General features: G+C 61.5%; 14 protein-coding genes. 13 read left to right on the forward strand and 1 reads right to left on the reverse strand.

All coding sequences use genetic code 11. From position 1 onward, the window contains the following. Positions 1-79: 79 nt before the first annotated feature. The 7 genes from recA (at position 80) to JNK74_11295 (ending at position 9,295) form a co-directional block, all read left to right on the forward strand. A complete protein-coding gene (gene recA / locus JNK74_11265) occupies positions 80-1,147 on the forward strand; it encodes a recombinase RecA (protein ID MBL7646757.1) in 1,068 nt (355 codons plus the stop codon). After that, a complete protein-coding gene (locus JNK74_11270) occupies positions 1,134-4,184 on the forward strand; it encodes a hypothetical protein (protein ID MBL7646758.1) in 3,051 nt (1,016 codons plus the stop codon). Before recA ends, JNK74_11270 begins: the two co-directional genes overlap by 14 nt. 220 nt (positions 4,185-4,404) lie before the next feature. Then, positions 4,405-5,205, forward strand: a complete 801-nt coding sequence (locus tag JNK74_11275; GenBank protein ID MBL7646759.1) for a hypothetical protein — start codon at positions 4,405-4,407, stop codon at positions 5,203-5,205. Next, positions 5,192-6,265: an SPOR domain-containing protein gene (locus tag JNK74_11280; GenBank protein MBL7646760.1), complete on the forward strand. Its 1,074-nt coding sequence runs from the start codon at positions 5,192-5,194 to the stop codon at positions 6,263-6,265. The genes JNK74_11275 and JNK74_11280 overlap by 14 nt, the downstream gene beginning before the upstream one ends. Positions 6,266-6,382: 117 nt before the next feature. Beyond that, a complete protein-coding gene (locus tag JNK74_11285) occupies positions 6,383-7,261 on the forward strand; it encodes a 2-dehydropantoate 2-reductase (protein ID MBL7646761.1) in 879 nt (292 codons plus the stop codon). Beyond that, positions 7,258-7,965, forward strand: coding sequence for a lysophospholipid acyltransferase family protein (locus JNK74_11290; GenBank protein MBL7646762.1), 708 nt, complete (start codon positions 7,258-7,260; stop codon positions 7,963-7,965). Before JNK74_11285 ends, JNK74_11290 begins: the two co-directional genes overlap by 4 nt. A gap of 205 nt (positions 7,966-8,170) precedes the next feature. Then, positions 8,171-9,295, forward strand: a complete 1,125-nt coding sequence (locus tag JNK74_11295; protein ID MBL7646763.1) for a DUF5009 domain-containing protein — start codon at positions 8,171-8,173, stop codon at positions 9,293-9,295. Between the two features lie 56 nt (positions 9,296-9,351). Here JNK74_11295 and JNK74_11300 read toward each other — a convergent pair whose 3' ends face one another. Continuing rightward, a complete protein-coding gene (locus tag JNK74_11300) occupies positions 9,352-12,591 on the reverse strand; it encodes a glycoside hydrolase family 78 protein (protein ID MBL7646764.1) in 3,240 nt (1,079 codons plus the stop codon). An 887-nt stretch (positions 12,592-13,478) separates the two neighbouring features. Between JNK74_11300 and JNK74_11305 the strand changes: the two genes are divergently transcribed. The 6 genes from JNK74_11305 to JNK74_11330 all read left to right on the forward strand — a co-directional run bounded on the left by JNK74_11305 (position 13,479) and on the right by JNK74_11330 (position 20,742). Next, the gene (locus JNK74_11305) at positions 13,479-13,667 is read left to right on the forward strand and encodes a hypothetical protein (protein MBL7646765.1); all 189 of its coding nucleotides are present in this window, start codon (positions 13,479-13,481) and stop codon (positions 13,665-13,667) included. Positions 13,668-13,769: 102 nt separating this feature from the next. Continuing rightward, positions 13,770-14,948, forward strand: coding sequence for a DUF1016 family protein (locus JNK74_11310; protein ID MBL7646766.1), 1,179 nt, complete (start codon positions 13,770-13,772; stop codon positions 14,946-14,948). 307 nt (positions 14,949-15,255) lie between these two features. After that, positions 15,256-15,615 (forward strand): hypothetical protein, encoded by a 360-nt coding sequence (locus JNK74_11315; protein ID MBL7646767.1) that lies wholly within the window; start codon positions 15,256-15,258, stop codon positions 15,613-15,615. A gap of 231 nt (positions 15,616-15,846) precedes the next feature. After that, complete coding sequence (locus tag JNK74_11320; GenBank protein MBL7646768.1) at positions 15,847-16,893, forward strand: L-rhamnose/proton symporter RhaT; 1,047 nt, start codon at positions 15,847-15,849, stop codon at positions 16,891-16,893. A 19-nt stretch (positions 16,894-16,912) separates the two neighbouring features. Then, positions 16,913-18,331 (forward strand): L-fucose/L-arabinose isomerase family protein, encoded by a 1,419-nt coding sequence (locus JNK74_11325; protein ID MBL7646769.1) that lies wholly within the window; start codon positions 16,913-16,915, stop codon positions 18,329-18,331. 77 nt (positions 18,332-18,408) lie between these two features. Beyond that, positions 18,409-20,742 (forward strand): family 78 glycoside hydrolase catalytic domain, encoded by a 2,334-nt coding sequence (locus JNK74_11330; protein ID MBL7646770.1) that lies wholly within the window; start codon positions 18,409-18,411, stop codon positions 20,740-20,742. Positions 20,743-20,794 lie beyond the last annotated feature (52 nt).

Genomic DNA, 20,794 nt, shown 5'->3' on the forward strand with positions numbered 1-20,794 from the left:
TTTACTTGACATCCTTTCAGTATTCTGGCAAGATACGCGCATGGTGAATGTTTATTCAGTGCAACTGGAGGAAAGACGAATGGCTGCCAAACCAACCGCGGACACGGAAAAGGTCAAAGCGCTCGATATCGCGCTGGCCCAACTTGAGAAACAATTTGGCCGGGGGACCCTGGTCCGCCTGGGCGACGACAGCATGAGCCAGAAGGTGGAGGCGATTTCCACCGGGGCGCTGACCCTGGATCTGGCCACGGGCATTGGCGGTCTGCCCGTGGGGCGTGTGGTGGAGATTTTCGGCCCGGAATCCTCCGGTAAGACGACCCTGGCCCTCCATGTGGTGGCCAATTCCCAGCGCAACGGCGGCATTGCCTGCTTTATTGACGCGGAACACGCCCTGGATCCCGGTTTTGCCGCGAAGATTGGCGTGGACATCGACAACCTCCTCGTGTCGCAGCCGGATACGGCGGAGCAGGCGCTGGAGATCTGCGAGAGCCTGGTCCGCAGCAATGCGGTGAACGTGATCGTCATCGACTCGGTGGCGGCCCTCGTTCCCAAGGCGGAAGTGGAAGGCGACATGGGCGACAGCCACATGGGCCTTCAGGCGCGGCTTATGTCTCAGGCCTTGCGCAAGCTCACGGCCATCATCAGCCGCTCGAACACGCTGGTGATTTTCATCAACCAGATCCGCGACAAGATTGGTGTCATGTTCGGCAGCCCGGAAACGACCACGGGCGGTCGCGCGCTGAAATTCTACTCCAGCATCCGCCTGGACATCCGGCGCATTGCGGCCATCAAGGAAAAAGAGGAGAATGTGGGGAACCGGGTCAAGGTGAAGGTGGTGAAAAACAAGCTCGCGGCCCCCTTCCGCGATGCCGAGTTCGAAATTCTCTTCAATGAAGGTATTTCCAAGGAAGGCAACATCCTGGATCTGGCGGTGGACGAAAAGCTCATCCGCAAGAGTGGCGCGTGGTTCTCGCTGAACGGCGAGAATCTGGGCCAGGGCCGGGAAGCCACGCGCCAGTACCTGAAAGACAATCCGGCCGTCACCGAGCAGTTGCGCGAGCAGATTATTCAGGCCCGCGGCTTGCAATGGGGCGGTGCCGCGCCCGAGGTTGAAGAGGTAGTACGGGAAGCGAGTGCAGGCGACTGAAACGACCGGTCTGAATGACCGAAAACCACGGGAGAGCCGGGGCCGCAAGACACGTCTGTGGCTGCTGGCTCTCCTCATGTTGACGGCGCTCCTGGCGGGCGGGCTGCTGCTCGCCAAGTACCAGCTCGCCGTGCTGCGGGGCCGTGTCCAGACCGCAATCGAAGAGCGCACCGGTATCCAGCTCGAAACGACCGGCGTGCAGGTCCACGGCGTTGCCGGCCTCCGCCTTCAGGAGCTCCACCTGGCCTATGCGGCCCCCGCGGGCCCCGCCATCGACATTGCCGTGCCGGAGGCCCTCCTCCATGTGAGCCTGCTCGAATTGCTCCGGGGCTCCGTGGTGCTGGATCGCCTTCAACTCGACAACGCCCATGTCCGCCTGTCGCGCCCGGTGGATCACAAGTGGATCACGGACGAGCTCACCAGCCGCTCCGCCCTTACCAGCAATATCCCCTTCAGGGCCCTGGGCCGGAACTGCACCCTCGAAATTGACCGGATCGTGGGCGAGTCCACCTTCCGGGTGGAGCACGTGAACTTCGATCTGAACCGGCTCTCCGACTCCCCCCACATCATCGCGAATGTGGACGGACGCCTGGACCAGGCCTCTCGGAGCGCCTTCGAGGTTTTCGCGCGCTATGCCTCCCTCGAAGATTTCGACCTGCGCCTGCAGAGCGACGGCCTGACGGCCCAGGATGTCGCCGCCTTCCTCCCCACCGCGACCGATCTGTTCACGTCCGGCAGTGTACGGCCGAGCCTGCGCGTTGCGGGCTACCCCCGCAAGGCCATGGTGGTCTCGCTGGAGCTCCCCTTCAACAATGTGGCCCTCGCCACGCCCCAGCGATTCCCCGTACCTTCCGAGGGCCTGCTGACCGCCCTGGCGAGCTACGACGTGAACACGCGCCTGCTGACCCTGAACTCCGCCAAGACCCTTTCGCCGGACTTCGAGGGCCGGGTCGAAGGCACCGTTTCCCTCGCCCAGGACCTGCCCGATCTCGATCTCAAGGTGGAGGTGCAGCAGCTCCCGGTGAACGATGTGCTTGACTTTGTAATGAAGGAGTGGCTCGCCCAGTACGGCAGCCTCGAAATCGACGCGCCGAAGCCCTACAAATTTTTCGTCACCCTGAATGGTCAGGCCAACAACGCCCGCCTGGGGGTCGAAGCGCAACTGGGCAACGGGGCGCTGCGCTTTGCGCCGACCGACCCCGCCCTGCCCAGGGCCGATCTCAAATTCAGCCTTATGAGCGTGGCCTGGAATTCCGAACAGTCCTTCCCCACGGGCACCCTCTCCCTCAGCGGCGGCTCCATCGAGCATGGCCCTTCCAAGCTGCACGCCGAGGACATCTCCGGCAATTTTCAGCTCGGCAGCGACGGGCTGGTTTTCGACCCCATGGTCGCCCGTATCGCGGGCAACACCGTCATGGGAAGCGCCCACTACCAGCTTGCCGAGAAAACCCTGAATTTTTCCATCGCCGGTAATCTCGGTACGGTAGAGGAACTGGAGTTCTTCAAGTCCAGTCGCAGCCTGAACCTCTATGGGCCTCTCGCCCTGGACGCCCTCACCGGCACCATCGCCCCCGGACATCACACCTACGACGCCACGGTGGACCTCACTCGTACCGGCATCGAGTGGGAGTGGTGGTTCAAGAAGGCCCCCGGAATCGGAGCGCGCCTGGAAAAACTCCACTTCGACCTCAAGCCGGGAAAGTCCGCCACACTCTCCATGCTGGCCGCCCTCGATACCATCGAGATTGACACCAGGGCTTCCCTCACCCACCGGGGTGGAAAATGGGCGCTGGACGACCTGAAGGCGACTTCCCCCAATGTGAGCATGGGAACCGCCAACAAGGTCCTGGTTTTCCCCTATGCCATCTCCGGCGGCACGGGAACGGAGGCCTACCTTCACTGGGTCAAGAAATCGCAGAGCCCCGAAGTGATCGAATTAACCATCGGCGGCCTGGTGGACGAACTCGCCCTGTTGCCCGAAGGTTCCCGTCAGCCCATCACCGGAAAAAATGTACGCGTCGATACCACGGTCGTAAAGGCCGGCGAGGAGCGCACGGGTCTCCTCACCCTCCATACCACGTCGGCGGAACTCCCCCCCTTCGGCACCCGCTGGCTGTTGCCCCCCCGCGCCGAAGACGATCCCTCCCTGAAAACCTATCCGCCGCTGGATCGCGACTGGACCTACACGCTTTCGGCCGACACCCTCGTCTATCCCCCCTGGCGCGGCAGCGCCTTCACCGGCAGGGCCTACACCCGCAAGCACGAGAGCGGCTTTGAACGATTCGAGGCCACGGTGGACAACGGCAAAATCGGCGGGGTCTACTCCTCTTCAAATCCCGACAACATCAATCGGCTGAACGCCAGTTGGGATGATGTGCCCGCCTCCCACCTGCTGGAACATTTGAAGCTTCCGGAGATATTTACCGGCACTATGACCGGCGGCATACAGTACTCCATCGACCAGGACGACAGTGGGACCCTCGCGGGCACGGGTTATTTCGATGTGGTGGACGGCCAGTTCAGCGCCGACTACCTCTTCTCCAAGTTTCAGCAGCAGATCGAGCAAGGCACGGTGAGCATTCCCCCTTCGCTGCGCTTCTCGCGCTTCGCCTCCGACCTCACCCTGGAGGGCGATGTGGTCAAGGCCACCAACATGATCCTGGAATCCGAAGCCGTCACCATCTCGGGCGATGGCCAGTTTGTGCTCTCCGGCGATATGGACTTCCACCTCAAATTCTCGCTCCCGCCCGACACGGCCAAGGGGATTCCCGCGCTGCGGACCTATTTCAATCTGGACGGTCTCAAGCGGAGCCAAACCAACCTCCAGATCGCCTTTCATATCTTCGGCCCCACCTTTAACCCGAAAATGGAGCTCGATGGAATGCCTTCCATGGGGGACACCATTGTAAGCGGCGCGGTCGAAGTCACCAGCGATGTGATGAAAGTGGTCGACCTGCCTAGACAAATCCTCCTCGATCTGTTTAAGATTGGGGGTGGAATCGTTGGCGCAGGGGGCAAGAAGGCGCCAAACGAGTAAAGTGAGCAGATGTGTTCAACCCCAGGCGAATCGTATCCATTAAATGAATATTAAGATCAGTAAGAACTCCCATTCCTGCGCGGCCTGCGGCAATGACTTTCAGCACGAGCAGGAACTTACCTCCACCGTCAAGGTCGCCGAGGGCGTCCTGCACCGGCAGGATTTCTGTCGGGACTGCTGGAACTCCGAGCAAAGCAAAGACGCCTACTCGGTGTGGTCCATGGTCTATCATGACCCGAAAATTGAAAACCAGGAGCCGGCCGAGGTCTTTTCTCCCCTGCGCCAGCTTTTCTATGAAGCGGCGGAAGAGCAGTCCCGTATCGAGATGGCCAAGGCCTTTCTCGCGGCGGGCCTGTTGCGTCGCCAGAAGGTGTTTCGGCTTATCAAAGAGTCGGACGAATCCGATGGCGAGGTGCGGATCACGCTCTATACCGATCGCATCGGCAACCGGCTGATTGAGGTGCCCGATCCACAATTTACCTATGCGGAAATGGATAAGGCCCGAACGCTGCTGATCGAGCGCCTGCAGGTGCTGGAGCAGGCCGCCGCGCCGCCGCCCGCAACCGCGGAGGTCGAGGCTCCCGCCGCGACCAATCCGCTTGACGAGGATAGCCCCGAATCTTCCGAGATGCCTGACTCTGCCACCACCACTCCGGAGAATGAAGGGGAACCGTTGGATTCCTCGGCGGAAGACGAAGAAGACGAGTTTGACGATGATGATGATGATGATGACGAAGATGAATTTGACGACGAAGATGATGAAGACGAATTTGACGACGATGATGATGAGGACGATGATGAAGAAGACGAATTTGACGACGACGATGATGATGATGACGAATTTGACGACGAAGATGATGAGGACGAAGATGGCGACGAGGACTTGGACGAAGCCGCTGATGATGAGGATAGGGAAGTGAAAGTCATGGAATCCGCCTTGGCTGGCAGTGGAAGCACCCGTGGGTACGCCGCGGGCTATGTGGCTTTCGCAAACGAGGAGGCACTTCATGCCCAGGCATAGTTCATATCGATCCAATCATGGTCTGGAACCCGTCGGCAACGACTGGAGTTCAAGCCAGCTTATAATCGGCATCGCCGTGGCCATTGGCTTCGGGGTAATCTGTTTTGCCGCGGGGTACGTCATAGCCCTGAACGACAATCCGCTGGAACCGGTGGCTTCGAACGCACCGGTGGAGCCTATGCCCGCGCCTGCCCCGGCGGGCGCGACCGAAGCCCCCGCGCCCGCGCCCGCGCCTGCCTCACCGCAGACGCCGCCCCCCGCACCGGCCGCCACGAACACGACGGCGCCCTCGGCGGTTCCCGGCCCGAATGCGGCAGCCTCCGCAGCGGCACCGGCAGCGGCGCCCGGCCCGACCGCGGCGGCGATCAAGGCCCCGGAAAATACCCCGGCCCCCGAGAAGCCGTCGGACACCGTGGTCCGCACCGGTTTGCGTTCCACGCCGGTCAATGCCCTGCCCGAACCGGGAGGTCCCACCCCCATGGTTCGTACGCCGGTCGACATGAACAAGGCCCCCACGCCCAAAATCGAGCCCGTAGAGCCTGACGAAATGGCCGCCGTCCCCGGTATTACGCCGCCCGCCACGGTACAGGCGCCGACCACCGTAGCCAAGAACACGACGGCGGCAACCCCGCCCTCGGGAACGACTCCGGAGATTATCCCGCCCACAGGCAGGCCCGAGACCACGGCTCCCCCGAAAGAAAAGGAACCGGAGAAGCCCATGAAAACGGCGGAAGCCGTCACACCGCCGAAAACGCAGGCGGCGCCGCCGAAGACGCCCGCCCCTGCGGAGAAGCCCGCGGCGCCCACCGCGACTAAAGGATCCTTCGGAATTCAGGTTGCCTCGTTCGATGGCCCCCAGCGCAGCACCCAGGCCAAAGAATTCCAGCGCAGCCTGAAAGCCAAAGCACAGCAGAACGCCGAAATCATCGTGGCGGCCGACGGCACCTACCATAAAGTGGTCGTGTCCGGCTTCGATACCCGCGAGGAAGCCAAGGCGGCCTGCGAAAAAATGAAGAGCAAGCCCGGACTGGAGGGCGCGTGGGTCGTGCGCCTGCCCTGAACGGCGCCGTCCCCCCGAAGTTTCCCGATCGAGTGAGTTTTCCCGGTTCGGCGTTGCGCCGAATGGGAACAAGGCAAGGTACAGGCGCAAGTCCCAGGGACGGCGCGGGAGTCTATTATGATGAAGGTTGCCGTGGTTGGCCCAGGTGCGCTGGGGTGCCTATTTGCGGCGCGGCTCGTTCAGGGCGGCGTAAAAACCCACTTGGTGGACTACGATCTGAAGCGGGCGGAGCGACTCTCCAAAAGCGGGATCACGGTTGAGCGCCAGGAGGAGTCCGTCACGGTCCACCCGACCATCGCCACCAAGATTCCCGCGGGCCAGGATCTGATCCTGGTCCTCACGAAGTCCCACAGCACCGGCGACCTGAAATTACCGCCGGAATCCCCCGTGCTCACCCTCCAGAACGGGCTCGGCAACGTGGAAATGCTCTGCGCCCTCGTGGGAAGCGCCCGAGTACTCGCCGGCACCACCGCGGAGGCCGCCACCCTGCTGGGTGAAGGCCGCACCCGCCATGTCGCCGCCGGAATCACGCGACTCGGGTCCTGGACCTCCTGCGCCACCGGTGCGGCCCGGGAAGCCCTCGCGGTGGCCGGTTTCGAAGTTGCCGTGACGGAATCGCCGGGCCAGCTCCTTTGGGAAAAGCTCGCCATCAGCGCCGCCATCAATCCGCTCACGGCCATTCTCAACGTGAACAACGGCCAGCTCCTCCACAACAAGGAAACGCGCCAGCTCATGCGCGACCTCGTCGTGGAGGCCGTGAAAGTCGCCGCCACCGAAGGGTACCGCTTCGAGCACAGCCTGGTTGAAATCGCCGAGTCCATGTGCGAGGCCACGAGCGAAAATGTGTCCAGCATGCTGCAGGACATTCGCGCCGGCAAACGCACCGAGATTGAGGCGATCAGCGGGGAAGTCTTGCGCCGTGCGCAGATCGCCTCGCTCCCCACGCCCCGCACCCGAGTAATTTACCAGCTCGTCCGGGGGCTTGAGCGTCGGTGAAGCTGCCGGAACTGAACTACACTTCCCCCAACACCTTCACCCGCAAGCAAAAGCTTCAGCTTGCCGTTTTGCCGCCAGTCATTGTTGGCCTTCTTCGCGCGATCCTGTTCACCTGCCCCCGTGAAACCCGCGATCAGCATTTTCTTGACGACACCGTAGCCACCCACGGCCACGCCATAATCGCACTCTGGCACGAAGCCACGGCCTACGCCCTCTACAAGCACTCGGGCTCCAATTTTCATGCCGCCTCCAGCTACAGCTTTGACGGCGAACTTGCCGCCCGCCTCACCCATCAGTTCAACGTGGAGTGCGTCCGCGGATCCAGTTCGCGCGGTGGCGCGGAAGTCCTGAGGGAGCTGGAGAAAGCCCTGAAGCTCGTCGGATGCGTCGGTCTGACCATGGACGGTCCCCGAGGCCCCCGGCGCCAGGCCCAGCCGGGGCTGGCAATTCTGTCCGCGCGCTCGGGCATTCCCGTAGTCCCCATCGCCTTCGCGATTGGCAAGAGCTGGCGCCTGCGCACCTGGGACCGCATGGCCGTGCCCAAGCCCTTCGCCCGTCTCGTCTACGGCTATGCGCCGCCCATCGCGCCAGCCGAAAGCACCGAACGCGAGGCCATCGAGGCGAAGCGCCTGGAGATCCAGGAGAGTCTGAACCGGCTCCACGAGCGTCTGGAAGAAGAAGTCGGCGACGTGCAGTCCGTTTAGGGACTTTTCGATGGAACCCTCCGGCGCACTCTGGTAGACTCTTCGAAATTGTGGTCCGCCCTCCGTCGGAAAGACAGACGGTTTGGCGGCCCCGGTCGAATTTCCACCCGCCCCCGGAAAGTACACCATGACTACTACGCCACTCTCCCCCACCCCGACGCTGCCCCAACGTCTCGCCTCCCTCGACGCCTATCGCGGCCTGGTCATGTTTCTGCTCATGGCCGAAGTACTCCGATTCGGTAGTGTCGCCGAGGCTTTTCCTGAAAGCGGATTCTGGGCTTTTCTTCACCAGCAACAGAGTCACGTCAAGTGGGTCGGCTGCAGCCTCCACGACCTCATCCAGCCCTCGTTCTCTTTCATCGTGGGCGTGGCCCTGCCCTTTTCCATCGCCGCCCGCATGGGAAAGGGACAATCTCGAACGCGCCTCTCTCTCCACGCCTTCTGGCGCGCTCTGCTCCTGATACTTCTGGGCGTCTTCCTGCGTTCGACGGGCCAGGAAATGACCAAGTGGACCTTTGAGGACACCCTTTCTCAGATTGGTCTCGGCTACGGTTTTCTGTTCCTCATTGGATTCGGATCCATGCGCGTCCAATGGGGCGCCCTGGCGACGATCCTCGTGGGCTACTGGCTTGCCTTCGCGCTCTATCCCCTGCCGGGCGCCGACTTCGACTGGGCGAGCATCGGCATTACCGCCGCGTACGAGCACAACCTGACGGGCTTCGCCGCGCACTGGAACCTCAACACCAATTTCGCCTGGGCCTTCGACACCTGGTTCCTCAATCTCTTCCCGCGCGAGACGCCCTTTCTCTTCAACCGGGGCGGCTACTCCACCCTCAGTTTCATTCCCACGCTGGGCACCATGATTCTCGGGCTCATCGCCGGCGAAGTACTCCGGAGCGACAGAACGCCAAAACAAAAAGTTCAGTGGCTCGCCATCGCCGGCGTGGCCTGCCTCTTTTCCGGATGGCTTCTGGGCGCGCTGGGCATCTGCCCCGTGGTCAAGAAGATCTGGACGCCGAGCTGGGTGCTCTTCAGCGGCGGCTGGTGCATTCTGCTGCTCGCGGCCTTCTACGCGATCATCGACATGGCGAATGTAAAGGGCTGGATCTTCCCACTCAAAGTCATCGGCATGAACTCTATCGCCGCCTACTTCATCACCGAGACCTTGCGCGGCTTCGTTGGCAACAATCTCAAGACGCATCTTGGCCAGAATTTCTTTGCCTTTGCCGGCGCGGGCTACGAACCGCTGATGCACGGCATCGCGATACTTCTGGTGATGTGGTTGATGCTCTTCTGGATGTATCGCCGGAAGATCTTCCTGCGGATCTAGCCGTTCAATGAATGGGGCCATCCCGCGGACGGGATGGCCCCTTTTTTGCTCTTACGTCACCACGCGGTGCTGAACCGGTAGGTACCCGCGCCAGCTTCGTAGCGGATATAGCCGCTCTCCGCAGCCAGCAGTTTCACCCCCTCGGCCGACTCCGCACGAACCTGGCCTTCGCTGACCACCCCACCATCCTTCACCGGTACACTTACCGTGGCGGTCGTGTTGGGCGGGATGGTCACTTCCCACACGAGTGCGCCATCGGCCACTTTCCACGCGCTTTTTATGTCGCCATAAAGGGATCGGTGGGTGGCGGAGACGTGGGTCAGGTCGCCCACCACGTGGGGCTTCATGAGGATGTGCTTGAAGCCGGGCGCTTCCGGATCGGGGCGGATCCCCGCAAGATACTCGTGAAACCAGATGCACAGGTCGCCCACGAGCATCACATGGTTGTGGGAGTTCATGGCGGGGTCGGCCGTATTGCCATTCCACAACTCCCAAATGGTGGTGGCGCCCTGGCCGATCATGTAGCCCCAGCTCGGGTAGTCCGTCTGCGTCGCGATCGTGTAGGCCACGTCCGCGCGACCGCGATCGGAGAGGGTGCGCATGAGCCACTGACCGCCCACGAGCCCGGTGCCGATGTGGCCCTTGCCCTCAACCATGATCTTGTTCACCAGATGGTCAAAGGCCGGTCCCTCCGCCTCCGCCGGAGCGATGCCGAAATACAGGGGCAGTACCTGGGCGGTCTGGGAGCCGTTCGCGTAGTAACCCTTTTCCGCGTTCCAGTATTTCTTGTTGAAGGCCTCCGTCATGGCCTTGGCCTGGGCCGTGTAACGCGCAGCGTCATCCCCGTGGCCGAGCATGGTGGCGTATTTCGCCATGAGCTTCAGGTCGTAGATGAAGTAGGTCGTGCCCAGCACCTCGCCCGAAGTCTTGCGCGACTCATCGTTCGAGTGAATCAGGTGCTCTTCCTCCGGTGGCACGCACCAGTCGCCGTAGTTGTCTTTCGGCATAAGGCCATCCTGAATGTATTGCTCCATGTGGGCAATCCATCGCCGCATGCCGTCGTAGTGCGCTTCAATGCTCCGCGTGTCGCCATACTGGGTCAGGAGCATGTGGGGCGCCATAAGGAGGGTACTGGGCCACGTGACGTTGTCGTTGTACATCGGCCAGTAAGACGGGCATACATCCGATACGCTGCCGTCGTCCCGCTGCGCGTCTGCGATGTCGGTCGTCCACTTGGCGTAGAACGCGGCCACGTCGTAGAGATAGCTTTCGCCCGTACATTCCGCGGATCGATCGCCCAGCCAGCCCTGGCGCTCGTCGCGCTGGGGACAGTCTGTGGGCACGCTGCGGTAGTTGCCCCGAACGCCCCACTCGATGTTTTTGTAGATCTGGTTCAGCAGGGGATTCGAGCAGGTAAAGGCGCCCGATGGCGCCATGTCGTCGTTGACCAGTTCCCCTTCGAGCGCGTCCAGCGAAGGCTCGCCGGGGTAGCCCGTCATTTCCACGTAGCGAAAGCCATGGTAGGTGAACTCGGGCGCCCAGGATTCCACGCCGTCACCCTTGAGCGTGTACACGTCGGTCACTTCGGCGCCCCGGATATTGGCCAGATAGAGTGTGCCATCCTCCTTCAGGGTTTCGGCAAAGCGCAGTTTGACGGTGCTGCCGGCGGGTCCTTTCACCTTCAGGCGACACCAGCCCACCATATTCTGTCCCATGTCGAAAACGTACATGCCCGGTTTCGGCTGGCTGATGATTTTCGGGGACACCTTGCCGGTCACGCGGATGGGCTCGGCCATCTGGGCCGACAACACACCGCCAGGCGCCGCCATCGCATCCACCGGCGACCACGTACTCGCATCAAAGCCCGACGCGCTCCAGCCCGACATCTCCCGGCGCGCGTCATAGTGCTCACCGTCGTATTCGTTATTGGCCAGAATCGGTCCCTGATCCGTTACCTTCCACGTCTTGTCCGACACGATGTGCTCGACCCTGCCATCGGCATAGTTTAGTTCAAGCTGAAAACGCAGCGAGGGCAGCCCGTAGGTTGTCGTGCGCGTGGGCACCAGGCCACGCGGCGCGAAGTAACGCCCATTGCCCAACACAACGCCCACGGCGTTGGCGCCATCTTGCAACTGGTCCGTCACGTCGAAGGTACGGTAGAACGCGCGCTTGTTGTACTCCGTCAGGCCCGGCGCCAGCACTTCATCGCCGATGCGTTGCCCGTTGATATGGAGCGCAAAGAGACCCAGCCCGGACACATAGGCCGTGGCGCGAATCGGACGCGCATCCACTGCGAAATCCTTGCGCAGCATACGCGCCGCCAGGCGCCGCTTGTCGGAGAAACCGACACCGGGCCAGGGTTCGCAACCCAGGGGCCCGAGCACGTGCGCCGCCTTCCAGGCGCTGTCGGCGAAGCCCGGCGACATCCAGCCCTCCTCCGTCTGCGCGGAACTTCGCCAGGTGGCGTCGGTGCCCTTCACGAGGATTGTGCCGTCCTTGAAACGGACTTCGACCGCCGCAAGCAGTCCCGCTGGATTGGGCGCGGCACCGTTGTTTCGGGCGGCGATGGCGACAACATTCTCACCAGCCCGCACGCGGCCCGTCAGGTCCACGGCACGCACTTCGTTGTAGGTCTCGATGGACGCCGCGGCCTCACCGTTCAGATAAAGCTCCGCGCGGTTATCCGCCGTGAACCAGGCGTTTACCGATTCAATCGCGGCGGGATCCGGCACCTGAAAGTTCGCGCGAAAGTAGCGTTCGCCGGGTGGCGGCGACACCACGGGCTCGTCGCCGGGGTACCAGATCCAGTTGGCGTGTTTAAGGGCCTCGGCCTGAAGCGTCGGCGCTTGTGCGCCCGCCTTCATCCCGATCCAGGAGCCCTTCCAGTCTGCTTCGTTGAGGAGACCCATGGACCAGAAAGCCGGCGCGCTCCAGGGGGAGACTTCATCCGCCCCGTTCCACGCCCGTACTTTCCAGTGGCACCGCTGTCCGGTGTGCAACGCCTTTCCGCCATAGGACACTTGATTGGACTGGTCCGTGGGCACCTTGCCCGAGTCCCACAGGTCGCCCTGATCCCGTGCAAGCAGATCCGGCGTGGACGCCACGAGCACCTGCCAGGCCGACTGGTGCGCGCCCCGCGCTGCAGAGGAAAGTACCCAGCTCAGGCGTGGCGCGGGCACGTCGATCCCCAACGGGTCGTTAAGATATTCGCAACGAAGCGAATCCACGGAAAGGGGCGCGGAAACGGCCCCGAAACAGGTCAGGATTCCCAGAAACAGGATGGTAGCGAGGCGCATGGCGTCATTCCCCAAGAATGCGCGGTCCATGCCGGAGCCACACCGCAGCAGTGTGTGTGCCTTCCACCCAGGCACTCGGTCCAGTCGGCCGCGTCACCCTTTAGACTGCGCCGATCGCGGGGCGTTTCGCAAGAATTTCTCCCGCGCATCCGGGCTTTCCCATCCAAGTCTTCTACGACCATGGCCGTATGATGCTCAAAACGCTGAACCACGAATGGACACAAATCCACACGAATAAGCGTGTCGGATTGCACCGATTGATTCTCTTTTCGATCTTTCTCGCACTATGGCACCTTGAAATGCTCTTGATTCAGGATGCTTAAAGCGTTCCATCTGTGAGAATCTGTGGAGTTCCGTGGGAAGTCATTCTCGTCGGACAATGCCACATCACGCCTGTTTGCATGGAACAACGAAAATGATTCCACACAGATCTTCACAGATTCTCTCAGATCTTTCAGGGGACTCGCCTTGAAGTTTCAATCACGAAACACCGGTCCGACTTCTGGAGACCTGTTTCTTTTGCGGCCAAACAGGCAGGATGTCATGTAATCATCTCATTTTCATGAAATTGGATCAGAAAGCCCTGTCCCGCGATTCGATTCTGCGACACGAGCGAACTTTTCCCCTTGTAACCGCCGCATTCGTTGCGCCATACTACTCAGGGTTGGAAATGGGGAACCATGGAACCGAATCCAGCATCAGGGGTGTTGTTACACGCCATGGGCGGACTTGCCGCCGCCAGTTTTAATATACCGTATGTCCTACGGGCTTGTGGGGGGAATCTTCAGTTGGTTCATTGCGCCCCTGATTGGCGTGGCCATCCTGGCGCCTTCCGGCTTTGTCGCGCTGCTGAATGCACCCGCCAGCGCGCCACCGACATCATCGAAATGTACGGCACCGAACGCCTCTGGGTGAACTCCGCCTGCGACCGGAGCATCAGCGATCCCCTCGCCGTCCCCAAAGCCCGCATCGAACACAAGCGACGCGGCCACAGCGAAGCCACCATCCGGAAGCTGACGTGGGATAATCCGAGGACCTTTCTGGGGCAGTCGCCGAATTCTGTCGTGGCGGAGTAGCGCCGGACCATTGATCAAGCTACCCCATACCTCTATACTCATGGGGCTGGCACGAATCTAACAACCCCCGCCAACCTGAAATCCAACTAAGGGAGGCGAGCTATGGGCAAGCGAAAACCACCCGGCCCGACGACACAACCCGATGCCCTATTCGACCGCATCGTCACGATCCTCGAAGAGGCGCGGAGAAACATCGTCCGGGCGGTCAACACAGGCATGGTCACCGCCTATTGGCTCATCGGGCGGGAGATCGTGAACGAACTCCAGGGCGGCGCCGAGCGCGCGGAGTACGGCCAGCAGGTCATAGATACCCTCTCGGAACGCCTGACGAAGCGCTATGGGAAGGGCTTCTCCACCACAAATCTGAAATATTTTCGCCTGTTCTACCAGGCCTACCCGGACCGGATGGCTAGAATTCGTCACCCGACGGGTGACGAATTGGCCATTGATGCAAGACTCTCCCATCCGGGGAGGGAATTGGCTCCCGCTGGAATTCGGTACCCGTCGGGTACTAAATCCGGCAGCGGTTTTCTACCGGAACTCTCCTGGTCCCACTACCGCGCCCTGATGCGCGTGGACGACCCCGCCGCGCGCGACTTCTACGAGCGCGAAGCCGCCGAATGCGGCTGGAGCAAGGTCCAGCTCGAGCGCCAGATCCACACCGCCTACTACCAGCGCATCGTCGCCCATCGCGGCACGGTGGGAACGGACTCCAAGAATCGCGAACGCCTCCCCGGCGAACCCCTCAACGCCGCCGACGTGCTGAAGTCCCCCTATGTCCTCGAATTCCTCGGCCTGCCCGACAAACCGGAACTCCACGAGAGCGATGTCGAACAGGCTATCATCGACAACCTCCAATCCTTTCTCTTGGAGTTGGGCAAAGGCTTCGCCTTCGTCGCGCGCCAGCGTCGCATCCGATTCGACGGCGAGGATTTCTACATCGACCTCGTGTTTTACAATTATATCCTCAAGTGCTTTCTACTCATCGACCTGAAGAACGGCAAACTGACCCACCGCGATGTGGGGCAGATGGACGGCTACGTGCGCCTCTTCGAGGATCGCTTCAAGACGCCCGGAGACAACCCGACCATCGGCCTCATCCTATGCTCCGACAAGAGCGAGGCCGTGGCAAAATACTCCGTGCTGAGCGAAGGCCGCCACCTCTTTGCTTCGCAGTATTTGCAATTTCTCCCCAGCGAAGAAGAACTGCGCCTCGAGCTTCAGCGCGAGCGCAAACAGATCGAGCGGGCCTTAGAAGAACGGGCGAAGTACTACGCGTAAATACCCGCCTTCTGTACGACTTGAGAAGTCCGCAAGGGTCAATTGATAATTGAATTTGTACTTCAAGCTGTCGGAGCACGGGCTCTCTATGACGAAGCCGATCAGGATCAACTGCGCGAGTCGGACGGAGATACCATCAATCCCGAAGATTCGGGAAATACTCAGCTCCGACCACCACCTCGTGTTGCAATTCCCCAGACTTCGTAGCGCAGACACGCAGAGAATCATTGGCGAACTCACTACGGCGATGTCCGAGTGTTCCGTGTTTTGCAGTGGATCAGACCAAGCCACTGACTGGGTTACGGTGATGCCGGTTGTCGACACATCGCTGGTGTTATCGCACACGCAGGACGCCAAACTTGCCGTGGACGCGTACATCGAAACATGCACGTCCCTCCAACGAAAGTACTCGGACGGAACCCTATCGCGAGATTGGTCAACCGACGAACACGGAGAGCATCGCCTGTTCGAGAACCTGGTTACGGGCCAGGTGGTCGAAGCACCCTTCACCTGCCCACTGCTCCCCGAGCAAGTCGATCCGTATTTTTTCGCCTTGTTCGTCAAATCGACGCATGCTTATGCGAAGGTGGCAAAACTCATTAAGCACGACTTCCACGACGCCGCACGTATCCTGAAGCTCATCCTATCCATAGACAGGGGCATGTAGGGAAGGTCATTGGGGGACGATGACCACAACCATATCGGTGTATTCCTCTTGATCATAAGAAAATGTGCCTGCTTTGTCCGTGGTTCGGCCTGCACCATACGGGGGCTGGAAAGTCCCCGCTCGATACTCCGAAAATCCCATTGGGGTTTAGTGTGATCGGGCGGCTCACTTTTCCCCTTGTAACGGTCGCGTTCATTGCGCCATACTACGCGGGGTTGGAAATGGGGAACGATGGAACCGAATCCAGCATCAGGGGTGTTGTTACACGCCGTGGGCGGACTTGCCGCCGCCAGTTTTTATATCCCGTATACGCGGGTGCGCAACTGGCAATGGGAGTCCTATTGGCTTGTGGGGGGAATCTTCAGTTGGCTCATTGCGCCCCTGATTGGCGTGGCCATCCTGGCGCCTTCCGGCTTTGACGCGCTACTGAATGCGCCGGGCGGAGCGATCTTCCGCACCTATCTCTTTGGCCTCCTGTGGGGCATTGGCGGACTCACCTTCGGCCTGTCCGTGCGCTATCTGGGCCTCTCCCTGGGCTACGCCGTGGCGCTGGGTTTCTGCGCCGCCTTCGGTACGGTCATCCCACCTCTTTTTCTCGGCACCTTCATGGATCTCATCGTCACCTCGTCCGGGCTCACCACCCTCTTCGGTGTGATCGTCTGCCTGGCGGGTATTGCCGTCTGCGGCCGAGCCGGCATCCGCCGCGAACGTGAAGTGGACCTGGGCAAGAAGGAAGAAGGCGCCGTCGAGTTTAATCTGATCCATGGCCTCTGGGTGGCGGTGTTCGCCGGTGTCATGAGCGCCTGCATGGCCTTTGCCTTCGCTGCGGGCAAACCCATTTCCGATGCCGCTTTGGCTTCGGGCGTCTCCCCCACCTTCGTCAACCTGCCCGTGCTCATTGTGTCCCTCGGCGGCGGCCTCACCACGAATCTGGTGTGGTGCATCTACCTGAATGTTCGCAACCAGAGTTACCGCGACTACGGAAATGCCGGAGACGCACCGATTCTGTGGAACTACCTTTTCTCCGCCATCGCAGGTTGCACCTGGTATCTACAGTTCTTCTTCTATGGCATGGCGACCACGATGATGGGCGCCTACGACTTTTCAAGCTGGACCATCCACATGGCCTTTATCATTGCCTTCAGCAATGCCTGGGGCCTCCTCTTTGGCGAGTGGAAGGGCACCCAGCGGCCGACCCGGGTCACTCTGGCGACGGGTATCGCCGTGCTGGTGCTGTCCACCATCGTGGTCGGCGTGGGCAACTATCTGGCCGGCTGATCAGGGAGCGGACTTCCCCATGAAAATTGGATTGTACGGAATTGGTCTGGACACCTACTGGGCCCAGTTTGAAGGGCTCTTTGAGCGACTCCAGGGCTATCAGCGCGGCATCGCCGAGCGCCTGACGAGCGCGGACTCCGAACTCGATGTCGTGAATACCGGCGTAGTGGATAATCCCGATCGGGCCCGCGAGGTGGGCGACATGCTCGCCCGCGAAGGCGTGGAAATCATCCTCCTCTACGTCTCCACCTATGCCCTCAGTTCCACGGTGCTGCCTGTGGTGCAGCGCGCGAAAGTGCCGGTCCTGGTGCTGAATCTGCAGCCCGTGCGCGCTATCGACTATGCGTCCTTCAACGCCCTGGGTGATCGCGGCAAAATGACGGGCGAGTGGCTCGCCCACTGCCAGGCCTGCTCCGCGCCGGAGATCGCCTCGGTCTTCAACCGGGCCGGCATCGACTACCACCTGGTGACCGGCACCCTCGACGATCCGGAAGCGTGGACGGAAATCCTGGACTGGGTCGCCGCGGCGAAAGTCGCCTCACGACTGCGTAATGCGCGCGTGGGCGTGCTGGGCCATTATTACTGCGGCATGCTCGATGTTTACTCCGACATGACCCAGTTGGCCGTGGACTTTGGCGTTCACTTCGAACTGCTGGAGATGTGCGAACTGCGACGCCACCGTGAAGCGGCGGACGGCGCGGCGATTCAAAGCAAGCTGGATCAGTTCCAGCGGGATTTTGATGTGGAGCCCGCGTGCAACGCCGTAGAACTGGAGCGGGCGGCCCGGACCTCCGTGGCGCTCGACGCCCTCGTCATGCACAATCGCCTCGACGCCATGGCCTACTACTACGAAGGCCAACCGGCGAACGAGTACGAGAACATCGTCACCTCCGTCATTGCGGGCAATACGCTCCTGACCATGCACGGCGTGCCCGTGGCCGGCGAGTGCGAAATCAAGAACGCCCTCGCCATGAAGATCATGGACCTCTTTGGCACCGGCGGCAGCTTCTCCGAATTCTACGCCATGGACTTCGACGATGATATCGTCCTGCTCGGCCACGACGGCCCGGCCCACCCCGCCATCGCCGAGGGCCGCGTTGCCCTGGTGCCCCTGCCGGTGTATCACGGCAAGCCCGGGACGGGCCTGTCCATCCAGATGACGGTGAAACATGGCCCCGTGACGCTACTCTCTATTGTGCAGGGTCGGGGCGGAAGCGCGCGGCTGCTGATCGCCGAGGGCGAAAGCGTGCCCGGCCCCGTGCTGCAGATTGGCAACACCAACAGCCGCTACCGATTCAGCCTGGGCGCGAAAGCCTTCGTGAATGCCTGGGCGGAGCAGGGTCCGGCCCACCACATGGCCATCGGGACGGGACACATCGCCCCACGGCTGAAAAAACTCGCGGGACTCCTGAATCTGGACTGCCACCAGGTCTGCTGACCCGGCGTCGCGGTTGACTCAACGGCCGCTCAAGCATTGTTAAATCCGGGGGAAAACATCGTCTGGAGGTTTCGCCCATGTCCACCCTTTTCAAATGCATTCTCGCTTTGATGCTTTTGACCCAGTTCGCCCCGGCCGCCGAGACTACACCGGTCGAGTGGACGGGCCAATGGATCGCGGGCGCGGGCACGGAACTGCCTCTGCTGCGCAAACCCTTCGAGATCCGGGACAAGAAAACTGTCCGGGCGACCGCGTGGGTCTGCGGGCTGGGCCAATTCGAGCTTTACCTGAACGGGCAGAAATGCGGCGACCACTTCCTGGACCCCGGCTGGACCAACTACCGGAAGACCTGTCTCTACGTGCCTTTCGATGTCACGGCGCTGCTGAAACCGGGCGCCAATGCCCTTGGCGTCATGCTGGGCAACGGCATGTACAACGTCACCGGCGGACGCTACACGAAGTTCACCGGTTCCTTCGGCGAGCCCAAACTCATGCTCCAGTTGAAAGTGGAGTACGAGGACGGGAGCGCCGACACCTTCCAATCCGATGCGACCTGGCGGAGCGCGCCGAGCCCCATCACCTTCAGTTGCATTTACGGCGGCGAGGACTATGACGCGCGCCTTGAACAATCCGGCTGGAGTACAGCGGACTTCGACGACGCAACTTGGAAAGCGGTCCGCGTGGTGGAAGGGCCCGGCGGGGTACTGCGCGAACAGGACTTCCCGCCCGTCAAGGTGGCGCGCACGCTGAAGCCGGTGACCGTCACGCGCAAGAGCCCCGGCGAGTATGTTGTCGATCTGGGCGAGAATCTCTCCGCCCGTCCGATCTTGAGGGTGAAAGGCGCGGCGGGGCAATCCGTCACCATTCAGGTTTCCGAACTTCCCGATGCCCCCTGGAAGGGCCACGCCTACACCTACACCCTGAAAGGCGGTGGGGAAGAGTTCTTTGCGCCGCGCTTTACCTACTTCGGCTTTCAGTACCTCTTTGTCTCGGGCGCCGATCGAACAGAGGAGGTTACCGAGCCTGGCGCGCGACCGATATTGCTCGATATCGGCGCGGACTTCGTCACCAGTTCGGCGCGGCCCGTGGGTGCGTTTCAGTGCGACAACGCGCTCTTGAACGATATCGAATCCATGATCAACCGGTCGGTCCGCAGCAACCTCCAGAGCGTGCTCACCGACTGTCCCCACCGCGAAAAACTCGGCTGGCTCGAAGTATCCCACCTGATGGGGCCTTCCATCGCCTACCATTTCGACATCGCGGCGCTGTACCGCAAGATATGCCGCGACACCACCGAGTCCCAGCTCGACAATGGCCTGGTACCGGACATCGCGCCGGAATACACGCGCTTCCAAGGCGGATTCTTTGAGTCCGCTGAATGGGGCAGCGCCTCGGTGCAACTGCCCTGGTTCCTCTATCGCTGGTACGGCGACCGGGAGATCCTGGCGCGGCAGTTTGACACCATGCTTCGCTACACCCGCTATCTCGCGAGCACCCGAGACGGGAAAGGGCTCGCCAAGGCCGGCCTGGGCGACTGGTACGACTGGACCCCGGAGAAGGGCCACGTGGGTCCCGCCCAACTGACGCCGCCGGAACTGACTGCGACGGCCATGCTTTTCGACGACGCGCGCATCATGGCGACGGTGGCGACGCAGCTTGACAGACCCGATGTCGCCGACGAATTCAACGCCCTCGCGAATGAAGTGAGGCGGGATTTCCTGGCCGCGTATTACGACAGCGCCACCCACTCCGTATCGACCGGCAGCCAGACCGCGCTGGCCGTGGGGCTCTTCTTTCGACTGGTGCCCGACGAGGATCGGCCCGCCGTGTTGAATAACCTCGTCGCGGCGGTGGAGTCTATGGCGTACCGGCCCACCATCGGCGAAGTAAGTTTTCGCTTCCTCGTCCAGAGCCTGGCCGAGGGCGGGCGCTCCGATGTGCTGTTCAAGATTCTCAATCGCACGGACCCGCCGGGCTATGGCGTCATGCTGCGTAAATACAACCTGAAGACCCTCTCCGAGCGTTGGGACAAGCCCGGCGAATCCCTCAACCACTGCATGTTCGGCCAGGTACAGGAATGGTTCCAGGGCCATCTCCTAGGCATCCGCCAGGCCGACACCAGCGTCGGGTTCGAGCACCTGCGCATCGCCCCGAACCCCGTGGGCGATCTTGCCCACGCCGAAGGCTACTTCGACGGACCCCGAGGCCGCATCGATGTGCGATGGGAGCGGAGTCCCGGACATTTCCTGCTGGAAGTAACGATTCCACCAAACACCACTGCCGATCTCATCATCCCCCAGCACCTCGGTGCGCCGGGCATCACGCCCGAGCTCCCGCGAAGGACTGAAAACGCATCGAATGTGTTCTCCGCCGGACCGGGCCATTATACAATCGACTGTGGAACCCAGTGAATGCGGAACTACGGGACTGTCCTGAACGCAGAGTCACGCTGACGGCGGGAAT

The organism is Candidatus Hydrogenedentota bacterium (genome assembly GCA_016791475.1).
In the GTDB taxonomy this organism is placed as follows: domain Bacteria; phylum Hydrogenedentota; class Hydrogenedentia; order Hydrogenedentales; family JAEUWI01; genus JAEUWI01.